The organism is Azospirillum sp. CT11-132 (assembly GCF_047302835.1).
In the GTDB taxonomy this organism is placed as follows: domain Bacteria; phylum Pseudomonadota; class Alphaproteobacteria; order Azospirillales; family Azospirillaceae; genus Azospirillum.
Map to the genome: position 1 here is coordinate 160149 of NZ_JBGLZA010000001.1, position 26494 is coordinate 186642.

17 protein-coding genes are annotated in these 26494 nt (G+C 68.1%); 8 read left to right on the top strand and 9 right to left on the bottom strand.

Annotated features, from left to right (window positions below; genetic code table 11):
• The first annotated feature begins 163 nt into the window (after positions 1 to 163).
• Positions 164 to 1465: a D-amino acid dehydrogenase gene (locus ACCD06_RS00780; RefSeq protein WP_109074262.1), complete on the top strand. Its 1302-nt coding sequence runs from the start codon at positions 164 to 166 to the stop codon at positions 1463 to 1465.
• Here ACCD06_RS00780 and ACCD06_RS00785 read toward each other — a convergent pair.
• The 6 genes from ACCD06_RS00785 to ACCD06_RS00810 form a co-directional block, all read right to left on the bottom strand.
• Positions 1408 to 1665 carry a hypothetical protein gene (locus ACCD06_RS00785; RefSeq protein ID WP_413338044.1) on the bottom strand — a complete coding sequence of 86 codons (258 nt, stop codon included), beginning with the start codon at positions 1663 to 1665 and terminating at the stop codon, positions 1408 to 1410. The genes ACCD06_RS00780 and ACCD06_RS00785 overlap by 58 nt on opposite strands.
• On the bottom strand, positions 1662 to 2324 hold the full coding sequence (locus ACCD06_RS00790) for a LutC/YkgG family protein (RefSeq protein WP_413338046.1): 663 nt from the start codon (positions 2322 to 2324) through the stop codon (positions 1662 to 1664). The genes ACCD06_RS00785 and ACCD06_RS00790 overlap by 4 nt, the downstream gene beginning before the upstream one ends.
• A complete protein-coding gene (locus ACCD06_RS00795; RefSeq protein ID WP_413338048.1) occupies positions 2317 to 3741 on the bottom strand; it encodes a LutB/LldF family L-lactate oxidation iron-sulfur protein in 1425 nt (474 codons plus the stop codon). Before ACCD06_RS00795 ends, ACCD06_RS00790 begins: the two co-directional genes overlap by 8 nt.
• A complete protein-coding gene (locus ACCD06_RS00800) occupies positions 3731 to 4483 on the bottom strand; it encodes a (Fe-S)-binding protein (protein ID WP_413338050.1) in 753 nt (250 codons plus the stop codon). Before ACCD06_RS00800 ends, ACCD06_RS00795 begins: the two co-directional genes overlap by 11 nt.
• Positions 4484 to 4631: 148 nt before the next feature.
• Positions 4632 to 7502, bottom strand: coding sequence for an FAD-binding and (Fe-S)-binding domain-containing protein (locus ACCD06_RS00805; protein ID WP_413338052.1), 2871 nt, complete (start codon positions 7500 to 7502; stop codon positions 4632 to 4634).
• A gap of 49 nt (positions 7503 to 7551) precedes the next feature.
• A complete protein-coding gene (locus tag ACCD06_RS00810; RefSeq protein ID WP_109074256.1) occupies positions 7552 to 9228 on the bottom strand; it encodes an L-lactate permease in 1677 nt (558 codons plus the stop codon).
• Positions 9229 to 9708: 480 nt separating this feature from the next.
• Between ACCD06_RS00810 and ACCD06_RS00815 the strand changes: the two genes are divergently transcribed.
• The 3 genes from ACCD06_RS00815 to ACCD06_RS00825 all read left to right on the top strand — a co-directional run bounded on the left by ACCD06_RS00815 (position 9709) and on the right by ACCD06_RS00825 (position 15834).
• A complete protein-coding gene (locus ACCD06_RS00815; protein ID WP_109074255.1) occupies positions 9709 to 10479 on the top strand; it encodes an FCD domain-containing protein in 771 nt (256 codons plus the stop codon).
• Positions 10480 to 10630: 151 nt separating this feature from the next.
• A complete protein-coding gene (locus ACCD06_RS00820; protein ID WP_413338054.1) occupies positions 10631 to 12067 on the top strand; it encodes a sigma-54-dependent transcriptional regulator in 1437 nt (478 codons plus the stop codon).
• Positions 12064 to 15834: a response regulator gene (locus ACCD06_RS00825; protein WP_413338056.1), complete on the top strand. Its 3771-nt coding sequence runs from the start codon at positions 12064 to 12066 to the stop codon at positions 15832 to 15834. Before ACCD06_RS00820 ends, ACCD06_RS00825 begins: the two co-directional genes overlap by 4 nt.
• Positions 15835 to 15861: 27 nt before the next feature.
• On the opposite strand, the gene ACCD06_RS00830 is transcribed toward ACCD06_RS00825, so the two are convergent.
• Positions 15862 to 16095, bottom strand: a complete 234-nt coding sequence (locus ACCD06_RS00830) for a hypothetical protein (protein WP_413338058.1) — start codon at positions 16093 to 16095, stop codon at positions 15862 to 15864.
• A 231-nt stretch (positions 16096 to 16326) separates the two neighbouring features.
• Between ACCD06_RS00830 and gltA the strand changes: the two genes are divergently transcribed.
• From gltA to ACCD06_RS00845, 3 genes are all read left to right on the top strand, one after another.
• On the top strand, positions 16327 to 17658 hold the full coding sequence (gltA, locus tag ACCD06_RS00835) for a citrate synthase (RefSeq protein WP_413338060.1): 1332 nt from the start codon (positions 16327 to 16329) through the stop codon (positions 17656 to 17658).
• 46 nt (positions 17659 to 17704) lie between these two features.
• A complete protein-coding gene (locus ACCD06_RS00840; protein ID WP_109074250.1) occupies positions 17705 to 18718 on the top strand; it encodes an NUDIX hydrolase in 1014 nt (337 codons plus the stop codon).
• Between the two features lie 128 nt (positions 18719 to 18846).
• The gene (locus tag ACCD06_RS00845) at positions 18847 to 19497 is read left to right on the top strand and encodes a response regulator (RefSeq protein ID WP_109074249.1); all 651 of its coding nucleotides are present in this window, start codon (positions 18847 to 18849) and stop codon (positions 19495 to 19497) included.
• Positions 19498 to 19617: 120 nt separating this feature from the next.
• On the opposite strand, the gene ACCD06_RS00850 is transcribed toward ACCD06_RS00845, so the two are convergent.
• Positions 19618 to 23115, bottom strand: coding sequence for a NahK/ErcS family hybrid sensor histidine kinase/response regulator (locus tag ACCD06_RS00850; protein ID WP_413338062.1), 3498 nt, complete (start codon positions 23113 to 23115; stop codon positions 19618 to 19620).
• A 255-nt stretch (positions 23116 to 23370) separates the two neighbouring features.
• Between ACCD06_RS00850 and ACCD06_RS00855 the strand changes: the two genes are divergently transcribed.
• Positions 23371 to 24546, top strand: coding sequence for a calcium-binding protein (locus tag ACCD06_RS00855; RefSeq protein ID WP_413338064.1), 1176 nt, complete (start codon positions 23371 to 23373; stop codon positions 24544 to 24546).
• Positions 24547 to 24664: 118 nt separating this feature from the next.
• On the opposite strand, the gene ACCD06_RS00860 is transcribed toward ACCD06_RS00855, so the two are convergent.
• Positions 24665 to 26380: an MFS transporter gene (locus tag ACCD06_RS00860; protein WP_109074246.1), complete on the bottom strand. Its 1716-nt coding sequence runs from the start codon at positions 26378 to 26380 to the stop codon at positions 24665 to 24667.
• Between the last annotated feature and the right edge of the window lie 114 nt (positions 26381 to 26494).

Below are 26494 nucleotides of genomic sequence, written 5' to 3' on the forward strand. Positions count from 1 at the left end.
AACGATCCGTCTCCGAAATACCCTCCCCCTGTAAACATCTGAATACACCCCAATCCCCGCCATTCCCCCCGCACCACAGCAAATCCGCCATTTTTGCCTCTGGCACACAGTTTGCGATCCACTCCCCCAAGCGAAGTCATCCATCCCCTTGGGAGCCAGTCTCATGCGCGTGATCGTTCTGGGCAGCGGCGTCATCGGTGTCACCACCGCCTATTATCTGGCGCGCGCCGGGCATGAGGTGACCGTCATCGACCGTCAGGCCGGTCCGGCGCTGGAGACCAGCTACGCCAACGCGGGCGAGGTGTCGCCGGGCTATTCCGCTCCCTGGGCGGCGCCGGGGCTGATGCTGAAGGCCGCCAAGTGGATGATGATGAAGCATTCGCCGCTGGTGATCCGGCCGAAGCTGGATCCGGCGATGTGGTCCTGGTGCCTGAAGCTGCTGGCCAACGCCAACGAGGCGAGCTACCAGCTGAACAAGAGCCGCATGGTGCGCGTCGCCGAATACAGCCGCGACTGCCTGAAGGCTCTGCGCGCCGAAACCGGCATCACCTATGACGAGCGCACCCAGGGCACTCTGCAGGTCTTCCGCACCCAGAAGCAGATGGACGCCGCCGGCTACGACATGGCGGTGCTGGAGCGCTATGGCGTTCCCTACAGCCTGTTCGACCGCGACGGCCTGACTTCGGTCGAGCCGGCTCTGGCCCATGTGAAGGACAAGCTGGTCGGCGCGCTGCACCTGCCGGGCGACGAGACCGGCGACTGCTTCCAGTTCACCAACAAGCTGGCCGCCTATGCCGCCAAGCGCGGGGTGGAGTTCCGTTACGGCGTCTCCATCCGCGGCCTGGAGAGCGACGGGCGCAAGATCACCGGCGTGCTGACCGACCAGGGCACGCTGACCGCCGACAGCTACATCGTCGCCATGGGCAGCTATTCGCCCAAGCTGGTGAAGCCGCTGGGCATCGACCTGCCGGTCTATCCGGTAAAGGGTTATTCGTTGACCTTGCCGATCACCGACGCCGCCCACGCGCCGGAATCGACGGTGATGGACGAGACGCACAAGATCGCCGTCACCCGCCTGGGCGACCGCATCCGCGTCGGCGGCACGGCGGAGCTGTCCGGCTTCGACCTGACCCTGCGCGAGAGCCGCCGCGGGCCGCTGGACCATGTGGTCAGCGACCTGTTCCCCAACGGCGGCGACCTGTCGAAGGCGGAGTTCTGGACCGGTCTGCGCCCGAACACGCCGGACGGCACGCCGATCCTGGGGCCGACCCACATCCGCAACCTGTATCTCAACACCGGCCACGGCACGCTGGGCTGGACGATGTCCGCCGGCTCCGCCCGCGTGCTGGCCGACGTGGTCAGCGGCCGCCGGACCGAGATCGACATGGACGGGCTGAGCGTCGAGCGCTACGGCCGCAAGCCGTCGGTGGCGGTGTCCCGCCCGGCCACTGTTCGCCCGGCCTGACCTGAATACGACACCCGCGCCGCCCGGCGGACGCGGGTCATCGCCAGCTCAAGAAGGGCGGCGTCGGTGATCTCGGCTCCATCCAGCCGATGTCGCCCACGCCGCCCTTCGCATTTCTCCACCCGGTGACCGAGGCGCCTGAGATGCAGGATCGCCTCGTAGAGCCGGGTCGCCGGCTCGTTCGCCGGTCGGCTGGTCATGGTTGGACCACCAGAACGACCAGCCGCTTCGGACCGTGAACGCCGTAGGCCAGCGTCTGCTCGATGTCGGCGGTCTTGCTGGGGCCAGACACCAGCAGCGCGTTGGTCGGCATCTCCTGCGCCCATCCCTGTTCGCGCATGGCCTGCAGGAAGGTGTCGTAAAGGGCGTCGGTGCGCAGGATTGCGACGTGGATGTGCGGGACGAGCGAGAGCGTGCGCGGCTCGTCGGCGGTCGGCCACAGGATCAGGCTGCCGGTCTCGGCGATGGCGCCGCGGGTGGTGGTGAGGCCGGCCTCGATGGACTCGAACAGCTGCGGCTTGAGGTCTTCGAGGGGGCGGTCGTAGGGGATGAGGGTAGTGGAGGCGGCATCCCACCCCTCGACCAGCCGCTTCCCCGCCTCCGTTGCCGGAGCGTAGAGCAGCGACCCCACACCCTCCCGCGCCAGGAATTCCCGCAGCACCACCGGCCAGTCGGCCTCCGTCGCGTCGAGGAACTCCGTATGCACCGCCTCCATCAGGCGGCGGATGCGGGGCAGGCGCTCCTCAGGTGCCCAGTGCTTCGCCTCGATCGGCGCGAAATCCGACACGGGCGGGGTCAGCGGGTGGGCGTCGCGCGTCGTGCGCAGCTTCGTCAGGATCGAGTTGCGGGCGTCAGACATCGGGAATCCCCTTGGCGCGGGCGAGGTCGTGCAGGGTGCGGCCGGCGAAGCGCGGCTTGGTGCGGACGTTCGTCCACTCCTTCAGCATGGGCAGCGACGACGGCGCCGCGTTGCCGAGTTTGCTCATTGCCAGCGTGGCGATGCGGTAGGCGGTTGGGGAGGCGTTCATCGCCGCCCAGCCGCTCCACACCATCGATTCCGCACGGCTGGCCTTGGCGCCGCCGTCCTTCACCGCCCCGCCGGGCTTCACCGCCTCGACCCGCAGCCGGCCCATAATCTCGACGATGGGGATCTTCACCGGGCAGATCTCGACGCAGGCGTTGCACATGGTGCAGGCGTGGGGCATGGCGCCGCGCTTGGCCAACCCCTCGATCTGCGGCACCAGGATCTTGCCGATCGGGCCGGGATAGGGTGCCTCATAGGCATGGCCGCCGACCTGGGTGTAGACCGGGCAATGGTTCATGCAGGCGCCGCAGCGGATGCAGCGCAGCGTGTCGCGCAATTCCGGGTCGGCGTAGATGCTGGAGCGGCCATTGTCGAGGATGACCAGATGCACCTCGCGCGGGCCGTCCTTCTCGCCGTCCTTGCGCGGGCCGGAGATCATGTTGACGTAGGTGGTGATCGGCTGGCCGGTGGCGGAGCGCGGCAGCAGGCTGATGACCGGCGGCACGTCCTCCAGCCTTTCCACCACCTTCTCAAGACCCATGAAGGCGATGTGGACCGGCGGCACCGTGGTGCACATGCGGCCGTTGCCCTCATTCTCGATCAGGCAGAGGGTGCCGGTCTCCGCCACCGCCGCGTTGACGCCGGACATGCCGACGTCGGCGGCCTGGAACTTGGCGCGCAGCACCCGGCGGGCGAGGTCGGTCAGATAGGCCGCGTCCTCCCGGCTTTCGGCATCCTTGATCTTGCGCTTGAACAGGTGGGCGATCTGTTTGGTGTTCAGATGGATCGCCGGCATGATGATGTGCGACGGCATGGTGCCGTCCAACTGCACGATGTATTCGCCGAGGTCGCTTTCCAGAACCTCGATGCCGTCCTTTTCCAGCACGGCATTCAGGTGCATCTCCTCCGTCACCATCGACTTGCCCTTGACCACCAACTTGGCGTTGGCCTTGTGCAGGATGTCGAGCGCGATGGCATTGGCCTCGTCCGTCGTGGCGGCCCAATGGACGGTGATGCCGTTGCGGGTGCAGTTCTCCTCCAGCTTCTCCAGCAGTTCCGGCAGTTTCGACAGGGCGCGCAGCCGGACCGAGGCGGCCAGCGCCCGCACGCCATGCCATTCGCCCGTGTCAGAGAACTGGGCGGCGCGCTTGGTCATCAGCCCGTCCATGGCGCGGCGGAAATTGCCGCGCAGCTGCGGGTCGGCCAGCGCCGCGCGCGATGCGGCGGCGAAATCCGGTGCGTTACCGTCCATGGATGCGCTCCTTCAGGAACTGGGCGATGTGCTGGCCGCGCGCGGCCTTGGCGCCGGCCTCCAGCGCGCCGGTGATGTTCAGCAGGCACCCGCAATCGCCCGACACCACGCGGGCGGCGCCGGTGCCCTCGATGTCCGCCACCTTGTCGCCGACCATCGCGGCGGAGATCTCCGGATGGCGTACGGCGAAGGTGCCGCCGAAGCCGCAGCATTCCTTCTCCCGCTTCAGCTCCACCAGTTCGACGTTGGCGAGCTGGCGCAGGAGCGCCTTCGGCTCCTCCACCACGCCCATCTCGCGCTGGGCATGGCAGGAGGCATGCCAGGTGACGCGCACCGGCTCTCCCTGGTCGGTGAGTTGGACGTCCAGCACATGGACCAGGAACTGGGTCAGCTCCCACACGCGGGACGCCACCTGCACCGCCTTGGCCTCGTCCGGCTCGCCGCGGAACAGGTCGGGCCAGTGCTTCTTCATCATGCCGGCGCAGGAGCCCGACGGCACGACGATGGGATCATCGCCGGGGAACAGGTCCAACTGGGCGCGGGCGACCTTCAAGGCGTCGGCGCGATAGCCGGAGTTGTAGGCCGGCTGGCCGCAGCAGCTCTGGCCTTGTGGGAAGACGACGGTCAGGCCCTGCAACTGCAGCAGCTCGATCCCCGCCATCCCGGCGTCCGGGAAGAACAGGTCGACGAGGCAAGTGCCGAAGTAATAGACGCGGGTGGGTTTGGGGGGCTGATGATCCATGAACGTTTCCTCACCGTCATAATTATTGCCCCCACCCCGACCCTCCCCCGCTGGGCGGGGGAGGGGGACAGGAGCTTTGTTCGGTGTTCAGCGGCAGTCCCCGCCCCCGCCCAGCGGGGGAGGGTTAGGGTGGGGGCAAGTGCCCCTCTCAGAAAGCCACCTCCGCCACCCGCGCCCTCTCCTCCACCTTCGCCGTCGCGCAGGCGTCGACCAGATAGGCGATCGACCGGTAGGGGACGCCCGCTTTGTCGGACAGGCCGATCTCGCAAGTGCGGCTGGTGGAATAGCCCGACGCGCAGCCTTCCGGCACCGATGCCGGCAGGTGGCGCAGCGCGTGGGCGTTCAGTTCCGGCGTGGTGAAGCCCTTGTCGCCGGCGAAGCCGCAGCAGCCAACGTCGGGCGGGATCACCACCGTCTCGGCGCAGGCTTTCGCCACCGCGGTCAGGGCGCCGTCCAGCCCCATCCGGCGGGTCGAGCAAGTCAGGTGCAGCATCACCGGCTCCGCCGTCCTGGCGATGTCCAGGCGCGGCAGGGCGAACTCGCTGAGGAACTCCGCCACGTCGAGGATGCGCAGGCCGGCATCGGTCAGGCGCTTCTTCAGGCGCAGGGCGCAGGGGCTGGTGTCCATCACCACCGGATACCGGCCGCCTCGGCTCGCCTTCGACAGGGCCGCCAGCATGGCGTCGGCCTTGGCGTCGGCGGCTTCGATCAGCCCCTTGCTCTCCAGCGGCATGCCGCAGCACTGGCCATCCGCCGCCTCCGGATAGAGGATGCGGAAGCCGGCCTTGCGCATCACCGACTCCACCACCTGTGGAAGCGGACGCTGCTGCGGATCGGTCGCTGCGGGTCCCATGGTCCGGCTGACGCAGCTGGGGGCGTAGACCACGGTCGGCAGGTCTTCGCTGGTGAGAATGTCCGCCTTCGGCGAGAAGGTCGCGGATGTGGGCATGTTGCGGGGCAGAACCGGCAGGTTGCCGCCGGTCAGCACACGGGCTGCCGCCTGAGTGGCGCCATGGCCGATGGTGCGGCGGGCGAGGTCGGCCAGACGCAGGCCGGTGCGGGCGAGGCCCAGCGTGCCTTCCATGTGGTCGGCGACCAGCGTCCCCGCCTTGCGGGCCATGCTGCCGCGCCGCTCGCCGCGCATGGATTTGATCAGAAGCCCGGTCTCGATTCCCACCGGACAGGCGGTGGCGCACAGGCCGCAAGCCGCGCAGGTGTCGATGCCCTGATACTCATAGGCGGCACTGATCTCGGCCAGACGCCCGGCATCGTTGCCGGCCGCCGCCAGCCGTGCCATCTCGCGCCGGCCGACGATGCGCTGGCGCGGTGACAGGGTGAAGCGGTGGGAGGGGCAGGTCGGCTCGCAGAATCCGCACTCGATGCAGGTGTCGACCAGCGGGTCGGCGGGGGGAAGCGGCTTCAGGTTCTTCAGATGGGCCTGCGGGTCGCCGTTCAGGATGACGCCGGGGTTCAGCAGCCCATCGGGGTCGAACAGCCCCTTGATCTCCTTCATCAGCCCATAGGCCTGCGCACCCCATTCCATCTCGACGAAGGGGGCCATGTTGCGGCCGGTGCCGTGCTCCGCCTTCAGCGAACCGTCATAGCGGGTAACCACCAGCACGGCGACATCGTCCATGAAGCGGCGGTAGCGGTCGATCTCTTCCTGGGTGTCGAAGGCCTGGGTGAAGACGAAGTGCAGGTTTCCTTCCAGCGCGTGGCCGAAGATGATCGCCTCGTGATAGCCGTGGCGGACGAACAGTTCCTGCAGCTCGCGAGTCGCTTCGGCCAGCCGGGGCAGGGGGAAGGCGACGTCCTCGATGATGACGGTGGTGCCGGTCTGGCGGATGGCGCCGACCGCCGGGAACAGGCCCTTGCGGATCTTCCAGAAGCCTTCGCAGGCCTTGGCGTCGGTGGTGAAGCCGGTGTCGCCGATGGTGACGCAGTCGGCCAGAACTCTGGCGATCTCCGCCACATTGGCCTCCAGCGCCGCCGCGCTCTCGGCACGGGTCTCCACCAGCACCGCCGCGACCTCGGGGCCGAAGCCGCGGATCTGCGGCGGCATCCCCGGCTTGTCCTGGATCGAGCGGAGGGAGGCGCGGTCCATCAACTCCGCCGCATCGACCGGTGCGGCTTTCAGCAAGGACACGGCGTGGCAGGCCTCGCCGATGTCGGGGAAGAACAGCAGGGCGCTGGCCTTGTGCGCGTGCTCCGGCACGGTGCGCAGCGTGATGGCGGAGATGAAGCCCAGCGTCCCCTCCGACCCGATCATCAGGTGCTGGAGGATGTCGACCGGGTCCTCGTAGTCCACCAGCGCGTTCAGGCTGTAGCCGGTGGTGTTCTTGATGCGGAACTTGTCGCGGATGCGGCCGGCCAGCGCCTCGTCCGCGCGGGTGCGGGCGCTGAGATCGGCCAGCCGGCCGAGCAGTGCGCCATGGCTGTCGCGGAAGCGGCTGCGGCTGGCCGGATCGGCGGTGTCCAGCACCGTGCCATCAGCCAGAACCAGACGCATCGACTCCAGCGTGCGGTAGCTGTTCTGCGCGGTGCCGCAGCACATGCCGCTGGCGTTGTTGGCGGCGATGCCGCCGATCTTGGCGGTGGCGATGGAGGCCGGATCGGGACCGATCTTGCGCCCCAGCGGGGCCAGCCGCCGGTTCGCCTCCGCCCCGATCACGCCGGGCTGCAGGGTGACGGTGGCCGCCCCCGGACCGATGCTGCAGCCACGCCAGCCGTCCCCCAGCACCACCAGCACGCTGTCGCTGACCGCCTGCCCCGACAGGCTGGTGCCGGCGGCGCGGAAGGTCACCGGCACCGTGTGGCCGCGGGTGATGCGCAGCAACCGCACCACCTCCTCCTCCGTCTCCACCAGCGCGACGATCTTCGGGATCAGCCGGTAGAAGCTGGCGTCGGTGCCGTAGGCCAGCGTGCGCAGCGGGTCTGTCACCAGCCGGGCTTCGGGAATGACGGCCTGAAGCTCGGCCAGCACGCGGTCGTAGGGGGCGGCCAGGGGGAGGGACGGCATCGGCAGCGCTTCCTGCTGGTGGTGGGGGAGGTGGCGGGAGGAACCGGCCTCAGCGGCCGATCACCATCTGGGTGAAGGGCCACAGATAGGCCTGGGCCATGATCAGCAGGCCGACCAGCGCCGTCAGCGCCAGCGAGTGCCAGATGACGAAGCGCAGGATCTTGCCCTCATGCCCATGCCACTTGGTGGCGACGGCGGCGACGACGATGCTCTGGGCGTCGATCATCTTGCCCATCACGCCACCCGAGCTGTTGGCGGCGGCCATCAGCACCGGCGGCAGGCCCAACTGCTCCGACGACACCTTCTGCAGGCTGCCGAACAGCACGTTGGACGCCGTGTCCGACCCGGTCAGCGCCACGCCCAGCCAGCCCAGGAAGGTGCCGAAGAACGGGTAGAGGAAGCCGGAGTTGGCGAAGGCGAGGCCCAGCGTGGTGTCCAGACCCGAATAGCGGGTGGTGTAGCCCAGCGCCAGCATCGCCGAGATCGTCAGCAGCGAGTTGCGGATGGCGTAGAGGGTGCGGCCGTAGGTCTTCACCATCTCGACCGGCGAATAGCCCATCAGGAAGCCGGAGATGACGGCGGCGATGAAGATGCCGGTGCCGGTCGCCGACAGCCAGTTCAGGACGTAGACGGCGGCCTCCGGATGGGGCTTGGCCACCACCGGCGGAACGCGCATCACCATGTTGTGCAGGCCGTCGATCGGGAACTTGAAGATCGATACGCCGTCGAGGAAGGTCTTGACCTCCGGGATGCCCCACAGGAAGACCAGGATGCTGAGGATCGCCCAGGGCATCCAGGCGCGGCGGACCTCGGCGGCGCTGTAGCCGTGGCTGCGGCGCGCCTCGCCCTCGACCACGGCGGCGCCGACACCCTGCGTGAGCGCGGACGCTCCGCCGGCGGTGTGCCAGATGGTTTTCGGGTGCCAGACCTTCAGGAACAGGGTGAGCGAGACCAGCGAGACGATGGCGGCGGCGACGTCCACCAGCCAGGGGCCGTGATAGTTCGACACCACAAACTGCGGGACGGCGAAGGATACGCCGGCGACCAGGATGGCCGGCCAGATCTGGATCATGCCGCGCCAGCCGGCGAAGGCGACGATCAGCCAGAACGGCACCAGGACGGAGAAGAAGGGCAGCTGCCGGCCGATCATCGCCGACAGGTCCAGCAGTGGCAGGCCGGTGACGGCCGCCAGCGCCAGCACCGGCGTGCCGAGTGCGCCATAGGCGACCGGGGCGGTGTTGGCGATCAGCGACAGGCCGGACGCCGCCAGCGGGGTGAAGCCCAGCCCGATCAGCATGGCGCCGGTCACGGCGACCGGCGTGCCGAAGCCGGCCGCTCCCTCGAAGAAGGCGCCGAAGCAGAAGGCGATCAGCAGAAGCTGGAGCCGGCGGTCATTGGTGATGCCGGTGATGCTTTCCTGCAGGATCTTGAACTGCCCGCGCTGCTCGGTCAGGTGATAGAGGAAGATGATGTTGACGACGATCCAGCCGATCGGCAGCAGGCCGTAAGCCGCACCCATCAGCGCGGTCTTTCCTGCCATCGCCACCGGCATGCCGAACACGGCGACGGCCACCGCCAGCGCGGTCGCCAGGCCCAGCAGGGCCGCGCGGTGCGCCTTCATGTGGAAGATGCCGAGACCGCCCAGCATCACCAGGACCGGCAGCGACGCGAACAGCGTCGACAGCCAGATGTTGTTCATAGGGTCGTAGACTTGCGACCAGGTCATCCTCGGGGGTCTCCTTCTCGGGGAGTGATGTCGGTCCGAACGGTGTCCCGGGAGAAGGCTGGCCGCATTTGGCTGCACCCGGCCTGCCCGCACCCTGACGGGAGGAGCGGGTGGAAGGCCGGACGTTCGGCAAAGCGGAGGCGTTCACCGCCGCCGGGGTCTTGCGGCCCCGATGCTCGCGGTGCGGATGCGCCCTTGTGGGGCCTGGTCCGTCCTGTCCCGGTACGTGTGGATGCACCTTCCGCCCCGGTTAAGCTTGGGGAAGACCCCTTGCCATTCGGGAAGCGGTGGACATCTCTTATCCATACGGTGGAACTTGGATAAAATATTTTACCAGACTGTGCAACGGCTGAATCGTTTGCCAAGCGGCCCACTTTGGTAGGGGGGTGCGACGTTGCCGGCCAGCCACTGCTCTGGACGCCTGTTCCGTCCATCGGTATTGAAGAGGATCAAGACGTGCAGGGAGAGGCCGCCTACCCAATGCAGGGGACGATCAAACCGGCCAAGCTGGCCGATGCCATTGCCGAGCATCTGGAGCGGTTGATCCTGGAAGGCGCATTGCGCCCCGGCGAGAAGCTGCTGGCTGAACGCGAACTGGCGGTGAAGCTGGACGTGTCGCGCCCGTCGCTGCGCGACGCCATCGCCAAGCTGGAGGAGCGCGGCCTGCTGGTCACCGGGCGCAGCGGCACCCATGTCGCCACCTTCCTGGCGCAGATCGCCGATCCGCTGATGACGCTGATGCGCAACAAGCCGGACGCGTCCTTCGACTATCTGGAGTTCCGCCGCTCCATCGAAGTGGCGGCGGCCGGGTTGGCGGCCCAGCGGGCGACCGACCTCGACCGCGACAGCATCCGCAGCATCGTCGCCCGCATGCAGACCGCCCATGGCAAGGACGACAGCTCGGAGGAGGCGGACTCGGACGCCGACCTGCATCTGGCGATCTACGAGGCGGCGCACAACGTCGTCATGCTGCACATCATGCGGACGCTGTCCGACCTGCTGCGCAACGACGTGTTCTACAACCGCACCGACCTCTACTCCCGGCCGGGCGTGCGTGAGCTGCTGCTGCAACAGCATCTCGCCATCGCCAATGCGGTTCTGGCCGGCGACGCGGCGGCGGCCAGTGCGGCGGCCGAGGCCCATGTGGAATTCACGCTGCAGACCCTGCGCGAGATCCGCGAGCACAACGCCCGTGTCCAGGTCTCGTTGCGGCGGATCGGACGCACCGACCTGATCGACAGCGGAGCTTGAAGGGGGTGGGGCGCCTCCTGCCGGCGTTCTCCGTCAAAAGTCATATGCAGGTAGGCTCAGCCCGACTGGCGGCAGAGCCTTGGCCGGGTTACACTGCGCGGGCAATCTTGCCTGATCGACGCCCATTCACCGACCGTCAGAGTGCCGCCCCGTGTCCTCTCCCAAGAAGCGCCGCATCCTGCTGATCGAGGATACGGTCCCGCTCGCCAAGCTCTACATCGAGTTCCTGCGCGCGGACGCCCATGAGGTCGTGCATTGCACCCGCGGGGGGGAGGCGCTGGACGCGGCGGCGGCATCGCCGCCCGATGCGGTGATCCTGGACCTGAAGCTGCCGGACATGGATGGGCTGGAGGTTCTGCAGGCGCTGCATGCCCGCGATCCCAGCGTTTCTGTGGTCATCATCACCGCCCACGGCTCCATCGATCTGGCGGTGGAGGCGATGAAGCTCGGCGCCTTCGACTTCATCGTGAAGCCCTTCAACGCCGACCGGCTGAACCTGACCCTGCGCAACGCGCTGGAACGGCGGACGCTGGCGCGGATGGTGGAGGGATACCGCAAGGATCTGGACCGCGGGCGCTTCCATGGCTTCATCGGCAGCTCGCCGGAAATGCAGGCGGTCTACCGGACCATCGAAAGCGTGGCCGCCAGCCGCGCCAACGTCTTCATCACCGGGGAGAGCGGGACCGGCAAGGAGGTCGCTGCCCAGGCCATCCACCGCGCCAGTCCGCGGCGCGACGGCGCCTTCGTCGCGCTGAACTGTGCCGCCATCCCGAAGGATCTGCTGGAATCGGAGATCTTCGGCCATGTGAAGGGCGCCTTCACCGGGGCGGCGGGCGACCGGCCGGGGGCGGCGCTGCTCGCCGACGGCGGCACGCTGTTCCTGGACGAGATCTGCGAGATGCCGTTCGACCTGCAGAGCAAGCTTCTGCGTTTCGTCCAGACCGGCACGGTCAGCCCGGTCGGCAGCGGGCGGGAGGAGCGGGTGGACGTGCGCTTCGTCGCCGCCACCAACCGTGATCCGCTGGCCGAGGTGCAGGCCGGCCGTTTCCGCGAGGATCTCTATTACCGTCTGCACGTCATCCCGCTGGCCCTGCCGCCGTTGCGTGACCGCGGCGACGATGTGATCGAGATCGCCCGCTCCTTCCTGATCGACTATGCGCGGGAGGAGGGCAAGTCGCTGTCGGCCTTCGCCCCGGAGGTGGAGGCGCGGCTGCGCGCCCATGACTGGCCGGGCAACGTGCGGCAATTGCAGAATGTCGTCCGCAACGTCGTGGTGCTGAACGACGGGCCGCGGGTCACGCTGGACATGCTGCCGCCGATGGGCGGTCCGGCAATCAGCAGTCCAGACGCCGGCGCCTCCCCGTGCGCCGCCTGCGGTTCGCCGGCCGCCGATGCGCCGGAGGAGGATGGCGCCGTGCAGCCGCTGTGGCGGGTCGAGAAGGACATGATCCAGAAGGCGTTGCGGCTGACCGGCGACGATGTGCCGCGCGCCGCCCTGATGCTGGAGATCAGCCCGTCCACCATCTACCGAAAGCTTCAGCAGTGGCGCGTCGCCGACGCCCGCGGCACCGGGGAGAGTGCCGCTTGAGCGCGGGGGCGGTGCCGGCCGCTCTGCCCCCTGATGAGAGCCGGCGGCAGAGCGTTCTGGACTCCTACTGCATCCTCGACTCCGCGCCTGAATCGGGCTTCGACAACATCACCCGGCTGGCCGGGCATTTCTTCGGCACGCGCATCGCGCTGGTCTCGCTGATCGACCGCGAGCGCCAATGGTTCAAGAGCCGGGTCGGGCTGGAGGCGACGGAGACCCACCGCGATCTGGCCTTCTGCGCCCACGCCATCCTGGACGATGGCGTGCTGGTTGTGCCGGACGCGACCAAGGACCCGCGCTTCGCCGGCAATCCGCTGGTCACCGGAGCGCCGAACATCCGCTTCTATGCCGGCGCGCCGCTGGTGGCGGATGGGCAGAAGCTGGGAACGCTCTGCGTCATCGACGACGTGCCCCGCGCCGGCTTCGACGACCGGGAGGCGGAGACCCTGGCGCAGCTCGCCCGGCTGGTGGTGGACGAGATGACGCTTCGCCGCGAGGTGGCCCGGCGCGAGCGGGCGGAAGCGGAGTTGCGCGACCGTTCGCGCCTGCTGAACCTCGCCGAGGAGATCGGCCAGTTCGGCCACTGGTACATCGATTTCGTCACCGACGCCCGCCGCTGGTCGGACGAGGTCTACCGCATCATGGGCCTGCCGCCGCAGCAGGAGCAGCCGACGATCGAGCTGTCGCGCGCCTGCTACCACCCTGACGACCGGTCGCATCTCGCCGGTCTGGTCGAGCGGGCGCGGACGACCGGCGAAGGGTTCTCGGTCGAGGCGCGGGTCATCCGGCCGGACGGGTCGCTGCGCCATGTCTTCATCCGCGGCATGGCCGAATGCGGGGCCGACGGCCGGCCGGTCGGCCTGCTTGGCGTCGTCCAGGACATCACCGACTCCAAGCGGGAAGAGGCGGAACTGCGGTCGAACCGCGAGCTTCTGGACCTGACCGTCCAGGCGACGCGGGACGGCATCTGGGACTGGAACCTGGAAGGCGGCGGGATCTGGTTCTCCCCCACCTGGAAGGAGCAACTCGGCTATCGCGACGGCGAGCTGGAAAACAGCCTGGACATGTGGGCTGGCCTGATCTTCGAGGAGGACCGGATCGCCGCGCTGGAGATGGTCCGCGCCTACAATGCCGGGCTGATCCCGAAATTCGAGGCGGTTCAGCGCTTCCGCCACAAGCAGGGTCATACCGTCTACATCCTCAGCCGCGCCATCCACATCCGCGATGCCAATGGCCGGGTCGTGCGCATGGTCGGCGCCCATACCGACATCACGCGCGAAAAGCTGGCGGAGGAGGAACTGCGGCTCGCCAAGCAGACGCTGGACGACGCGATCGAGGCGGTGCCGGAGGGGCTGGCCTATTTCGACGCCGACGACCGGCTGATCCTGTGCAACGAGCGCTACCGCGAAGCCCATCCGCTGACGGCGCCGCTGCTGACCGCCGGCCGTCCGTTCGAGGACATCCTGCGCGCCGCCATCGCCAATGGCGAGTTCGCGGGCAATCCGGATGGCCCGAGCGACGAAGCCTGGATCCGGGCCGAGCTGGCCCAGCACCGCAACCCCGGCGCGCCGTTCGAGCGGGAGTTGCCCGACGGCCGCTGGATAGTGGTGGCGGAGAACCGGACCAGCAACGGTTCGCTGGTCTGCACCCGCACCGACATCACCGAGCGCAAGCGCTTCGAAGCGGAATTGCAGCGTCAGGCCGCCGACATGTGCGCGCTGGCCGAAGGGCTCGACGCCGCCCGCGAGGAGGCCGACGCCCTGCGCGCCCGCGCCGAGGCGGCGACGCAGGCGAAGTCGGAATTCCTGGCGGCGATGAGCCACGAGATCCGCACGCCGATGAACGGCATCATGGGCATGACGGAGCTGCTGTTCGACACCGCCCTGACCCCCGAGCAGCACCAGTTCGCCCAGGCCATCCGCAGCTCGTCCAACGCGTTGCTGACCATCATCAACGACATCCTCGACATCTCCAAGCTGGAGGCCGGCCGCGTCACCATCGAGACGCTGCCTTTCGACGCCGCCGATCTGGTGGAAGGGGTGGTGGAACTGCTGACCCCGCGCGCGCACGAGAAGGGGATCGAGATCGGCTTCTACATCGACCCGCTGCTGCGCCGCACGCTGCTGGGCGATCCGACGCGCATCCGGCAGATTCTGGTCAATCTGGTCGGCAACGCGGTGAAATTCACCGACGAAGGGTCCGTTGCGGTGGAGTTGGAGGCGCTGGACGCCACCGATTCCCATCTGGTGCTGCGCATCACTGTGACCGACACCGGCATCGGCATCGCGGCAGAGGCGCTGCCAACCCTGTTCAACAAGTTCCAGCAGGTCGACGGGTCGATCACCCGCAAGTTCGGCGGCACCGGCCTGGGGCTGGCGATCTGCCGCCAGCTGTCGGAACTGATGGGCGGCAGCATCGCGGTGGAGAGCAGCCCGGGTTCCGGCAGCCGTTTCCTGGTCGACCTGCCGCTGGCCCTGTCGGACGAGGCCCTGCCGCCGGCCGAACGGCCGCTGGCCGGGCGCCGCGCGCTGGTGGTGGACGATCTGGCGGTGAACCGCCGGGTGCTGGCGTCGATGCTCGACAGCCTGGGCGCCATGCCTGTCACGGTGGAAAACGGACCCGACGCGCTGGAGGCGTTGCGGCGTGCGGTGGCCGGCGGCCGGCCCTTCGACGTGGTGCTCGCCGACCAGACCATGCCCGGCATGGGCGGCGACGCGCTGCTGGCGGCGGTTGCCGGCGAGCCGGCGCTGGCGGTGACGCGGCGCGTTCTGATCGTCACGCTTGGGCCGGCCGCGCGCACCGATGGCGTGCCCCAGGGGCTGGCCCACGCCACGCTGAACCGGCCGCTGCGCCAGAGTTCGCTGGCCGGCTGCCTGACCGGACTGCTGGCTGCGGCAACCCCCGCCGCTGCCGCCACTGCCGCTCCGGCCAAGGACGCCGGGGCGGAGGAGGCGCCGCGCCGCGGCCGCATCCTGCTGGCGGAGGACAACCGCACCAACCAGCTGTTCGCCACCACCCTGCTGCGCAAGCTGGGCTATACGGTCGAGGTTGCGGAGGACGGGGAGCAGGCGGTCGCGGCGGCCTGCCGCGGTGGCCTCGATCTGGTGCTGATGGACGTCCAGATGCCGGGGATGGACGGGCTGGAGGCGGCGCAGGCGATCCGGGCGCGCGGCGGCGCCCTGGCCAGCCTGCCGATCATCGCCCTGACCGCCGACGCCATGCCGGGCACGCGCGAACTGTGCCTGCGCGCGGGCATGAGCGATTACCTGACCAAGCCGATCAGCCGCACCGGCCTGCTGGCCGCGCTGGACTGCTGGATCGGAGCGTCGGAAACCCGGGCCGGGTCCGCCGGTGTCCCGGCCGATCCGGGTGACGGGAGCGGCGGTGACGGGACCGGCGACGCGCTGGACGAGGCGGTGCTGGCCGATCTGGTGGAGACGGTGGGTGCCGACAATCTGGCGCTGATCGTCGACAGCTTCCTCGACGACGTGTCGCGCCGGCTCGAACGGCTGTCCGCGATGGCGGAGTCCGTTCTGGCCGGCACCGCCGACCTGCGGGCGCTGGCGGGGGAGGCGCACGACCTGTCCAGCCTCGCCGGCAGCTTCGGCGGGATGACGGTCATGCACCACGCCTGGCGCATGGAAGTCCTCTGCCGCAATGGCGACAGGGATCAGGCGGGCCAACTCCTGCCGGTGCTGCTGCACGAGTCCGCCCGGCTGGAGCGCTCCTTGCGCGAGCGCACCGGCGTGCAGCGGCCGGCGGCCTGAGTCTCCCGCCGGCCTTCCGGATTGCGGTCAGCCGGTGCCCGGCTGGGTCGAGCCGTCGGCATCCTCCGCCCGCTCCCGCAGCTCTTTCGACGACAGGCCGGCCGGCGTGGCGTCCTGCAACGTTCCGTCGCCCGGCGTCTTGGTCATGTCCTCCCGTGGGGAACGTTCGCCGGCCGGGGTCTGGTCGTGGGTGTTGGCGCCGGATTTCCGCGGCTGGGCCATTCCTTCGGAGGGGGTGCGTGTTTGAGGCGTGTCGGTCATGATGTCCTCTGCTATCTTCTGGAGGAGTCAACGACCAGGAAGGGTGGGGGTTCCGCTCCCGGCCGATCCTTGCGTCAGACCGGGAGAAGACGGCGCGGCGCCGCAAGGGGCGAACGAGCGCGCGATACAAGCGCGCCGCCCATGCGCGCCGAAGACGGGCCAACCACCAAGGTCCGGCAGCGGAGGCCGCGAGCCGCCGCCCGGCCGGCCAGCAAGGAGTGTGAGAAGGTCATGGAATCGAGCAAGCACACGCCGCACGGCGATGTGAACCAGGTCGGCACCGTCACGCTGACAGACGACGCCACCGGCAAGACCTTGAAGCTGCCGGTGCTCAGCGGGTCGACCGGTCCCAACGTGATCGACATCCGCAAGCTCTACGCCGAGACCGGCTATTTCACCTACGATCCGGGCTTCACCTCCACCGCCGCCTGCGATTCGGCCATCACCTACATCGACGGCGACCAGGGCGTCCTGCTGCACCGCGGCTATGCCATCGCCGATCTGGCCGAGAATTGCGACTTCCTGGAGGTCTGCCACCTGCTGCTGAACGGCGAACTGCCCAACCCGCAGCAGAAGGCCGATTTCGAGCGCACCATCACCTATCACACGATGGTGCATGAACAGCTCGCCAAGTTCTACAGCGGCTTCCGCCGTGACGCCCACCCGATGGCGATCATGTGCGGCGTCGTCGGCGCCCTGTCGGCCTTCTATCACGACTCCACCGACATCTTCGATCCGGTGCAGCGCAAGATCGCCGCGCACCGCCTGATCGCCAAGATGCCGACCATGGCCGCCATGGCCTACAAGTACACGGTCGGCGAGCCCTTCATGTATCCGCGCAACGACCTGTCCTTCGCGGAAAACTTCCTCTACATGACCTTCGGCACGCCGTGCGAGGAATGGAAGGTCGATCCGGTCCTGTCGGAGGCGATGGAGAAGATCTTCATCCTGCATGCCGATCACGAGCAGAACGCCTCGACCTCCACCGTCCGTCTCGCCGGTTCGTCGCACGCCAACCCGTTCGCCTGCATCGCGTCGGGCATCGCGGCGCTGTGGGGTCCGGCCCATGGCGGCGCCAACGAGGCCGTGCTGAAGATGCTGGAGGAGATCGGCTCGGTCGAGCGTATCCCCGAGTTCGTCCGCCGCGCCAAGGACAAGAACGACAGCTTCCGCCTGATGGGCTTCGGCCACCGGGTCTACAAGAACTACGACCCGCGCGCCAAGATCATGCGCGAGACCTGCTATCAGGTTCTCGACCGGCTTGGCATTCAGGACGAACCGCATCTGTCCATCGCGATGGAGCTGGAGAAAATCGCCCTGTCGGACGAGTATTTCGTCGAGAAGAAGCTTTATCCGAACGTCGACTTCTACTCGGGCATCATCCTGAAGGCGATGGGCTTCCCGACCAGCATGTTCACCGTGCTGTTCGCCGTGGCCCGCACCGTCGGCTGGATCAGCCAGTGGAAGGAGATGATCGAGGACCCGGCCCAGAAGATCGGCCGCCCCCGCCAGCTCTTCACCGGCCACGCCGCCCGTCCCTTCGTCCCGCTGGACAAGCGTTGATCGGTCGAATTACGGCGTCCCCTCTCCAAAAGGAGAGGGGCGCCCTGTGACCCAGCCTCTCCAACTCGGCCTGTCGGTCGCCATCGTTGCGGTGACCGGCGGGACGCCGCGCGTCGTGACGGTGCGCAGCGGCTTTTCCGTGCCGGAAGACCACCGGCGCGGAGACGAGCCGTTGCCGCATCGTGACGCGCTGCCCGGCGCGCCCTTCGAGCCCGACCGCTTCCGCACCCTGCAGGACGGCGTGCGCGCGGTGGCGGAAGGACTCTCGGGTTTGGCGCTGCGCTATGTCGAGCAGCTCTATACCTTCGGTGACCGCTACCGCGATCCGCACGAGCTGTTCGGCGGTCCGCGCTCCGTCGTGGTCGGCTATCTGGCCCTGGTCCGCGACGGTCCGCTGGGCGGCGAGGCCTCGGCCGAATGGCGCGACCTCTACGATCATTTCCCGTGGGAGGATTGGCGCGACCAGCGCCCGCCGCTGCTGGACGCCGTGATCGCACCAGCGCTCGGCGGCTGGATCGCCTCGGCGCCTGACGAGGGCACCCGACTGCGAAGGGCCGAGCGTGCCCAAATGGCCTTCGGTTTGGACGGTGCCGACTGGGACATGGAGCGCGTGCTGGAGCGCTTCGAACTGCTCTACGAGGCCGGGCTGGTGGTGGAGGCCTTCCGCGACCGTGACCTCGCCGCACGGGTCGACCCGTCGGTGCGGGCCAGTGGGCCGATGCCGCGGGCGCTCGGCCGGCCGATGGCGCGCGACGGCCGGCGCATCCTGGCAACCGCGCTGGAGCGGCTGCGCGGCAAGCTGCGCTATCGCCCCATCGTCTTCGAACTGCTGCCGCCGACCTTCACCCTGCATCAACTGCAGCTGGTGGTGGAGGCGCTGTCCGGTGAGCGGGTGCACAAGCAGAATTTCCGCCGCCTGATGATCTCCGGCGGCTTCGTCGAGCCCACCGGCCAGTACGAAAGCCAGACCGGCGGCCGGCCCGCCGAGTTGTACCGCTTCCGCCGCCAAGCCATCCACGAACGCACCAGCGCCGGTGCCATCCCATCCGCGGACGGATAAGGGTAAAATCCATCGGAAACTTCGACGCGCGGCATTGGGCGCAGTTGTCAACGGGCGGCTGCAAGCGGATACTGGTGGAACGGTTTTAAACCCGGACTGTCCATAGCCGGAAAGTTTCAAGAAGGCCGATGTCGCACCGCATCCTGATCGCCGACGACCACCCGCTGATGCGCACTGCATTGACCCAGACCATCGGTCAGGCGATTCCCGGCGCCGTGATTTTGGAAGCGTCGCGGTTCGACCATATCAAGCCGCTTCTCGATACCGGGGAGCCGCCGGACATCATCCTGCTGGACCTGCACATGCCGGGGATGAGCGGACTGATCGGGCTGATGATGCTGCGCTCCGAACATCCGGCGATTCCGGTGATCGTGGTGTCGGCGTCGGAGGATCCGGTGACGATCCAACGCTCCATCGACTATGGCGCCTCCGGATTCGTCCCGAAATCCGCCCCCAACACCCAGATCGTCGAGGCGATCCATGCCGTGCTCGACGGCGAGCTTTGGTTGCCGGAGATCAATGGCGGCCCCGAAACCGATGCCCCCGACCCCGCCCAACGCGCCGCCACCCTGACCCCCCAGCAACTCCGCGTCCTCGCCGGCATCGCCGAAGGCAAACTGAACAAGCAGATCGCCTACGAGATGAACGTCGCCGAGACGACGGTGAAGGCCCACGTCACCACGATTCTGCGCAAGCTGGGCGTGCTGACCCGAACCCAGGCCGCGGTGCTGGCGAGCCAGCTGGCGCTGTCCGCGGCACCGCCGCCGCCGGTGGAGTGAAGCAGGCATTGTCCCCTTCCCATCCCTCCCCCGCTAACGCGGGAGAGAGGACTGCCGCCGCTTTGCACAAGGCACCATCTCCCTCGAAGAGGGGGAGGGTTGCGGAGGGGGCACAGTGCGTCAATCGCTCGCCATCCGCTGCCCCTCCGCCAGCAACTGTCCCAGCAGCGCCCTTAGCGCACCCGGACGCACCGGCTTGTAGAGCAGCCGGCAGCCCGCGGCTTCGATGTCCTCCCGCACGGCGGCGTCGCGGTCGGCGGTGACGACCGCCGCGGGGATGTCGCTGCCCAGCCGGGCGCGCAATGTCCGCAGGGCCTCCACGCCGGTCAGGCTGCGGTCGAGGTGGTAGTCGGTCAGGATCACGTCGGGCGTGCGGCCCTCCAGCTTCTCCAGGGCAAGGTCGGGGGCGGCCGCGGTGACGACGCGGCAGGACCAGCTGGACAACAGATCCTCGGTGGCGCGGGCGATGGCTGGCTCGTTTTCCAGGCAGAGCACCAGCACGCCGCGCAGGTCGCGGCCGCGCGGGCGGACCACCACGGCGCGGGCGGCGACCGGCTCGTCGGTCAACGGCACCAGCACGGAGAAGGCACTGCCCCGACCAACCTTTGAGCGCACCTGAACCGTATGGCCGAGGATGCCGGCCAGACGCTCGACGATGGCGAGGCCGAGTCCCAACCCCTTGCCGCGGTCGTCGCCGTCATTGTCCAACTGCCGGAACTCCATGAAGATTTCCGGCACCTTGTGTTCGGGGATGCCCGGCCCGGTGTCCCACACCTCGATCGACAGGAAATGTCCCCGCCTGCGGCAGCCCAGCAGGATGCGGCCGGTGCGGGTGTAGCGCACAGCGTTGGCGAGGTAATTCTGCAGGATGCGTCGCAGCAGCGTCGGGTCGCTGCGCACCGTGGCCGAACAGTCGACCACGCGCAGCCCCAGCCCGTGGCGGCTGGCCAGCACGGTGAACTCCTCGCCCAGCGGCTTCAGCAGTTCCTCGATGCGCATCGGCACCGGGTTCGGCTTCACCACGCCGCTGTCGATCTTTGAAACGTCCAGCAAATCGCCCAGGATCTGCTCCACCGACCGCAGCGAAGCGTCGATCTGGCGGATGGCGCTGTCGCCGTTGCGTTCCGACAGGGCCGACAGGAACAGCCGGGCGGCGTGCAGCGGCTGAAGCAGATCGTGGCTGGCGGCGGCCAGGAAGCGGGTCTTGCCACGGTTGGCGCGCTCGGCCTCCGCCTTGGCTTCCGACAGGGCGTGTGTGCGCTCCTCGATCCGTCGTTCCAGCGACTCGTTGGCTTCGCGCAGGGCAGCGGCGGCGCGGTGGCGCTCCGTGACGTCGGTGTAGACGGCGACGAAGCCGCCGCCCCCTGGCTTTGAACTGGGCATCGGGTTGGTGGCGATCTCCAGCACCGTCCCGTCGGGCCGCACCCGTTCATAGACGTCGGGCCTGTTGCGGCGGCGCGGGTCGGAACGCCGCTCCAGCAGGGTCTCGATTTCGCCATTGCGGCCATATTCGCCGCGCCGCGCGATCAGCCCGACGATGTCCTGCAGCGAGGTGCCGACCTGCACGAAGCCGTCCGGAAGGTCCAGCAGGACCAGGAACTGGTTGTTCCAGGTGGCGACGCGCCAGTCCTCGTCGAACACCGCGATGCCTTGGGGCACGTTCTCGACCGTGGCGCGCAATAGCTCGTGCTGTTTCAGGATGGCGCGCGACGCCTCGTCGATGATCGACCGCGCGTCGGTGCGCGACAGCCGGCGGTCCGACAGCAGCCCGGCCACCACCACGCGGGCCGACGCCGAACCGACCGCACCGGCCAAGAGCCGTTCGGTCAGCTGGATCGCCTCCCCGTCGGTGCGTGTCAGCAACGCGGTGCGTAGATCGCCCTCGGCCACCCCGGTGAACCGGCGGAAGGCGGCGTCGGCGCGCGGCTGCCCGACATAGCGTACCGCCAGATCGTGCAGGTCGGCCAGCGTGGCGCCGCGCGGCCCGTGCGGTTCGCCGTCGGAGGCGCGGCGCAGGCTCATGAAACGGGCGGCCTGCTGGCGCTCCAGCGTCGACGGACGGGTCAGCAGCGACACCACGACGAACAGCAGGATGTTCGGACCCAGGCTCCACAGGGCGGCGTTGGTCAGCGGGTCGATGCCGGCGATGCCGGCCAGCGCCACCGGGCTGAGGCCGGTCAGGCCGAACGGACCCTCGCGCAGCGCGCTGGAGGCCAGCCAGCCGGCATCGGCGAAGGACGGCAACAGCATGGTGTAGGCCCAGCCCAGGAATCCGGCGCAGATGCCGGCGAAGGCGCCGCTGCGGCTGGCCCGGCTCCAGATCAGGCCGCCCAGCAGGGCGGGGGCGAACTGCGCCACCGCGGTGAAGCTCATCATGCCGATGGTCGCCAGCGGAAAAGCGGGGCCGATCAGCCGGTAGCAGCCATAGGACAGCAGAACCAGCACGATCACCGCCGACCGCCGCACCAGCAGCAGGATCCCCGCCGGATCGTCGCGCAGCCGCCGGTCGTCGGGGCGCAGCGCCATCAGCAGCGGAACGGCGATGTCGTTGCAGATCATGGTGCTGAGCGCCACCATCTCCACCAGGATCATGCTGGTGGCGGCGGAAAGCCCGCCGATGAAGGCCGCCAGCGCCAGCCACGGCCGGCCCTGGCTCAGCGGGATGGACACCATGAAGGTGTCGGCGTTGGTCGTGCCGTCGGGAAGCAGCATTAGCCCGGCCAGCGCCACCGGCAGGACGAACAGGTTGATGGCGACCAGATAGGCGGGGAACAGCTTGGCCGACGACCGCACGTCGCCGGCATGGGTGTTCTCCACCACCGCGACGTGGAACTGGCGCGGCAGGCACAGGATCGCCAGGCCGGACAGCAGGCAGGCCACCCACCAGTCGGTGCCGATGCTGTCCAGCCTGATCAGTTCGAGGAATCCGGGATGGCGGACGGCGGCGTCGATGAAGGTGGCGGGGTCGCCGAAGACGGAAAAGGCGATGGCGCCGCCCACCCCCAGCGCCGCGGCCAGTTTCACCACCGATTCGGCGGCGATGGCCATCATCAGCCCGCGGTGATGTTCGTTGGCCGACACGCTGCGTACACCGAACAGGATGGCGAAGGCCGCCATCAACAGCGCCGCCATCAGCGCGGTCCCGCCCGGCATCTGGCTGAGATCGGTGCCCAGCGATGCCCCGGCCAGGATTTCGAAGCTGACGCTGATCGCCTTCAACTGCAGGGCGATGTAGGGCAGTAGTCCGATCACGGCGGCGATGGTGACCAGCGCCGCCAGACTGCGGCTCTTGCCGTAGCGGGCGGACAGGAAGTCGGAAATGGAGACGACGTTCTCCGACTTCGCCACCCGGACGATGCGGGCCAGAATCGGCCAGCCCAGCCCGATCATCAGGATCGGCCCGACATAGATCGGCAGGAAATAAAATCCCCCCGTCGCCGCCCGCCCGACCGCGCCGTAGAAGGTCCAGGAGGTGCAATAGACGCCGAAGCTCAGCGCATAGAGCCAGGGCGTGCGCCGGTCGCTGCCATGATTGCCGGTGCGGTCGCCGTACCACGCGATGGCGAACAGCGACAACAGATAGGCCAGCGATGCGGCCAGGATGAACCAGCTTTCCATGGGGCTTTGCGCATCCCGTTCTTGATTTTCACTCCCTGCGGGAGACAGCCTATCACAAGGCGCGCATGTACGCCGCGCCCGCATTTGCCACCCACCTTCGGCCGCACGCATAAGGTGGATGCCGGCCTTGGACAGGGGCAAAGGTGGCCGCCCGACCGCACCCCCGGCGAATGCGGCACTCTTCCGACCCGTCGTTGTTCTTCCTGCTGGGCTGCAAAGCCTTTGGTCGAAAACGCAAGGCTAAGGAGAGTGCGAATGGTAGCGGTCAGCGCCGGTTCCCAGACCAGCATCAACACCGACGAACTCGGGGTGACCGGCATCCAGGGCGGTACGGTCGCCGTGGCCACGCCCAACCAGCTCGTCATCAACTATGGCGATGGCCGGTCCACCGACTTCCGCGGCAATTTCACCTATGACGCGGCCAGCCAGACTCTGACCGGGGGCACCATCGCCAGCGTCACCAACGCCACGAACGGCGTTCCCGACCTGTCGGTGTCGCAGTTGAACCTGCCGGTTGCGACCGCGCTGAACTGGGCGGCGGCCGGCACAAGCGCGGAGGCGATCCGTGATGCCCTGCTGAGCGGCAACGACAGCCTGACCGGGTCGGACTTCAACGATACGATGCGCGGCTATGCCGGCGACGACACCATCAACGGCGGCCGGGGCGACGACCTGCTGGATGGCGGCAAGGGCGTGAATATCATCGACGGCAGCGACGGCATCGACACGGTGGTCCGCCACGCCTCGCGGGCCGACAGCGGTGCGGTCAAGCATGATGGCGAGATCTACGTGATCGACGCCAACGGCTATGACCGGCTGACCAATGTCGAGTTCATCCAGTACGCCGACCAGACGGTTGCCGGCGCCACCGCCCCGGTGTTCGACGGCCTGTCCTATCTCGCCGCCAACACCGACCTTGCCGCGGCCTACGGCACGGACTCCGATGCCGCCTTCGACCATTACCGGTCCTTCGGCTGGAGCGAGGGGCGCACCCTGACCTTCAATGCCGCGGGATATCTCGCCGACAATCCGGACATCTTTGCCGCCTTCGGCACCGACACCAGCGCGGCGACCCGTCACTATATCGAAATGGGGCGGCTGGAAGGCCGCCAGACCGATTTCGATTCCATGAGCTATCTTGCCGCCAACCCGGACCTGATCGCCGCCTTCGGCACGGACACGACCGCGGCGGCGCTCCATTATGCCCAGTTCGGCCGCAACGAGGGCCGGAACCTGGAGTTCGACGCCTCGTCCTATCTGGCGCGCTATCCGGATCTGCAGGCCGCCTTCGGCACAGATCTGCAGGCCGCGACCAACCATTACGTCCAGTTCGGCTACCAGGAAGGCCGCGACGCCTCGCCGCTCGCCACCGGCACCGCCTTTGCCGCGGCCGACACGACGCAGCCGCACGCGGCGCTGTCGATTGCCTGATGGGGGTCACCTGACGGCGGCCGCCTGACGGAACCCGGACGGAAAATGGGCGGAGGGAAATCCCCTCCGCCCATTTCCTTTGCCGGACCATCGCCGGTTCAGGCGAAGGCCGGCATCGTCAATCGTGCTGGTAGATGTCCACGTCCTTGGTCTCGCGGACGAACAGCAGGCCGATCACCAGGGTCGCGGCGGCGATGACGATCGGGTACCACAGGCCGGAATAGATGTCGCCGGTGGCCGCCACGATGGCGAAGGAGGTGGTCGGCAGGAAGCCGCCGAACCAGCCGTTGCCGATGTGGTAGGGCAGCGACATCGAGGTGTAGCGGATGCGGGTCGGGAACATCTCCACCAGCATGGCGGCGATCGGGCCGTAAACCATGGTCACATAGATGACCAGCACCGTCAGCAGGGCGATGACCATCACCGTGTCGATGCGGGCCGGGTCCGCCTTCGGCGGGTAGTTGGCCGCCTTCAGCGCGTCGCCCAGCCCCTTGTCGAAGGCGGCGCCCGCCGCCTTGGCGTCGGCCGGGGTGGCGGCGGTGGCCGGACCGTGGCTCAGCGACACGGTGGTGTTGGCCTGCGGCAGGGCGGAATAGCCGGGGATGACCGTGCTGCCGACCTTGATCGAGGCGACGGTACCGGCCGGCCCCGCTTCGTTGGTGTAGGGGATGCCGCGCTTCACCAGGGCGCTCTTGGCGATGTCGCAGGAACTGGTGAACTGGCTGGTGCCGACCGGGTTGAACTGGAACGAGCATTCGTTCGGATCGGCGACGACGACGACCGGCGCCGTGGCGATGGCTTCCTCAAGCGCCGGGTTGGCGTAGTGGGTGATGCCCTTGAACAGCGGGAAATAGGTCAGGCAGGCCAGCAGCAGCCCTGCCATGATGATCGGCTTGCGGCCGATCCTGTCGGCCAGCGAACCGAAGATCACGAAGAAGGGCGTGCCGATCAGCAGCGCCGCCGCGATCATCAGGTTGGCCGCCTGGGCATCGACCTTCAGCGTCTGGGTCAGGAAGAACAGGGCATAGAACTGGCCGGTGTACCAGACCACCGCCTGACCGGCGACGAGGCCGAACAGGGCGAGCAGCACGATCTTCAGGTTCTTCCACCGGCCGAAGGATTCGGTCAGCGGCGCGGTCGAATGCTTGCCCTCCTCCTTCATCTTCTTGAAGGCGGGCGATTCGTTCAGCATCAGCCGGATCCACACCGAGATGCCGAGCAGCACGATGGAGATCAGGAACGGGATGCGCCAGCCCCAGGCGTTGAAATCCTCCGGCGACATCGAGACGCGGCAGCCCAGGATGACCAGCAGCGACAGGAACAGGCCGAGCGTCGCAGTGGTCTGGATCCAAGAGGTGTAGTTGCCTCGGCGGCCATGCGGCGCATGTTCGGCGACATAGGTGGCGGCACCGCCATATTCGCCGCCGAGAGCCAGACCCTGCAGCAGGCGCAGCCCGATCAGGATGATCGGCGCGGCGATGCCGATCGAGGCATAGTTGGGCAGGATGCCGACGATGAAGGTCGACAGGCCCATGATGAGGATGGTGACAAGGAAGGTGTATTTGCGGCCGATCATGTCGCCGAGACGGCCGAAGACCAGGGCACCGAAGGGCCGGACCGCAAAGCCGGCGGCGAACGCCATCAGGGCGAAGATGAAGGCCGCGGTCGGGTTCACGCCCGAAAAGAACTGCGCGGCGATGACCGCGCTGAGCGATCCGTAGAGATAGAAGTCGTACCACTCGAAAACCGTCCCGAGCGAGGACGCGAAGATGACTTTCTTCTCCTCGCCCGTCATCGGTCGGACGGCATCAGCCGTCGAAGCCGCATAGGCCATGGTTTTCACCCTCCCAAGTGAATAAGCCAGGACTGTGGTTGGTTTTTTGTGAGCGGCACATCGTGGTCATGCCGTTGAATGACCGAGCCTGCTTCTTGGTCGTTGTGCAGATAG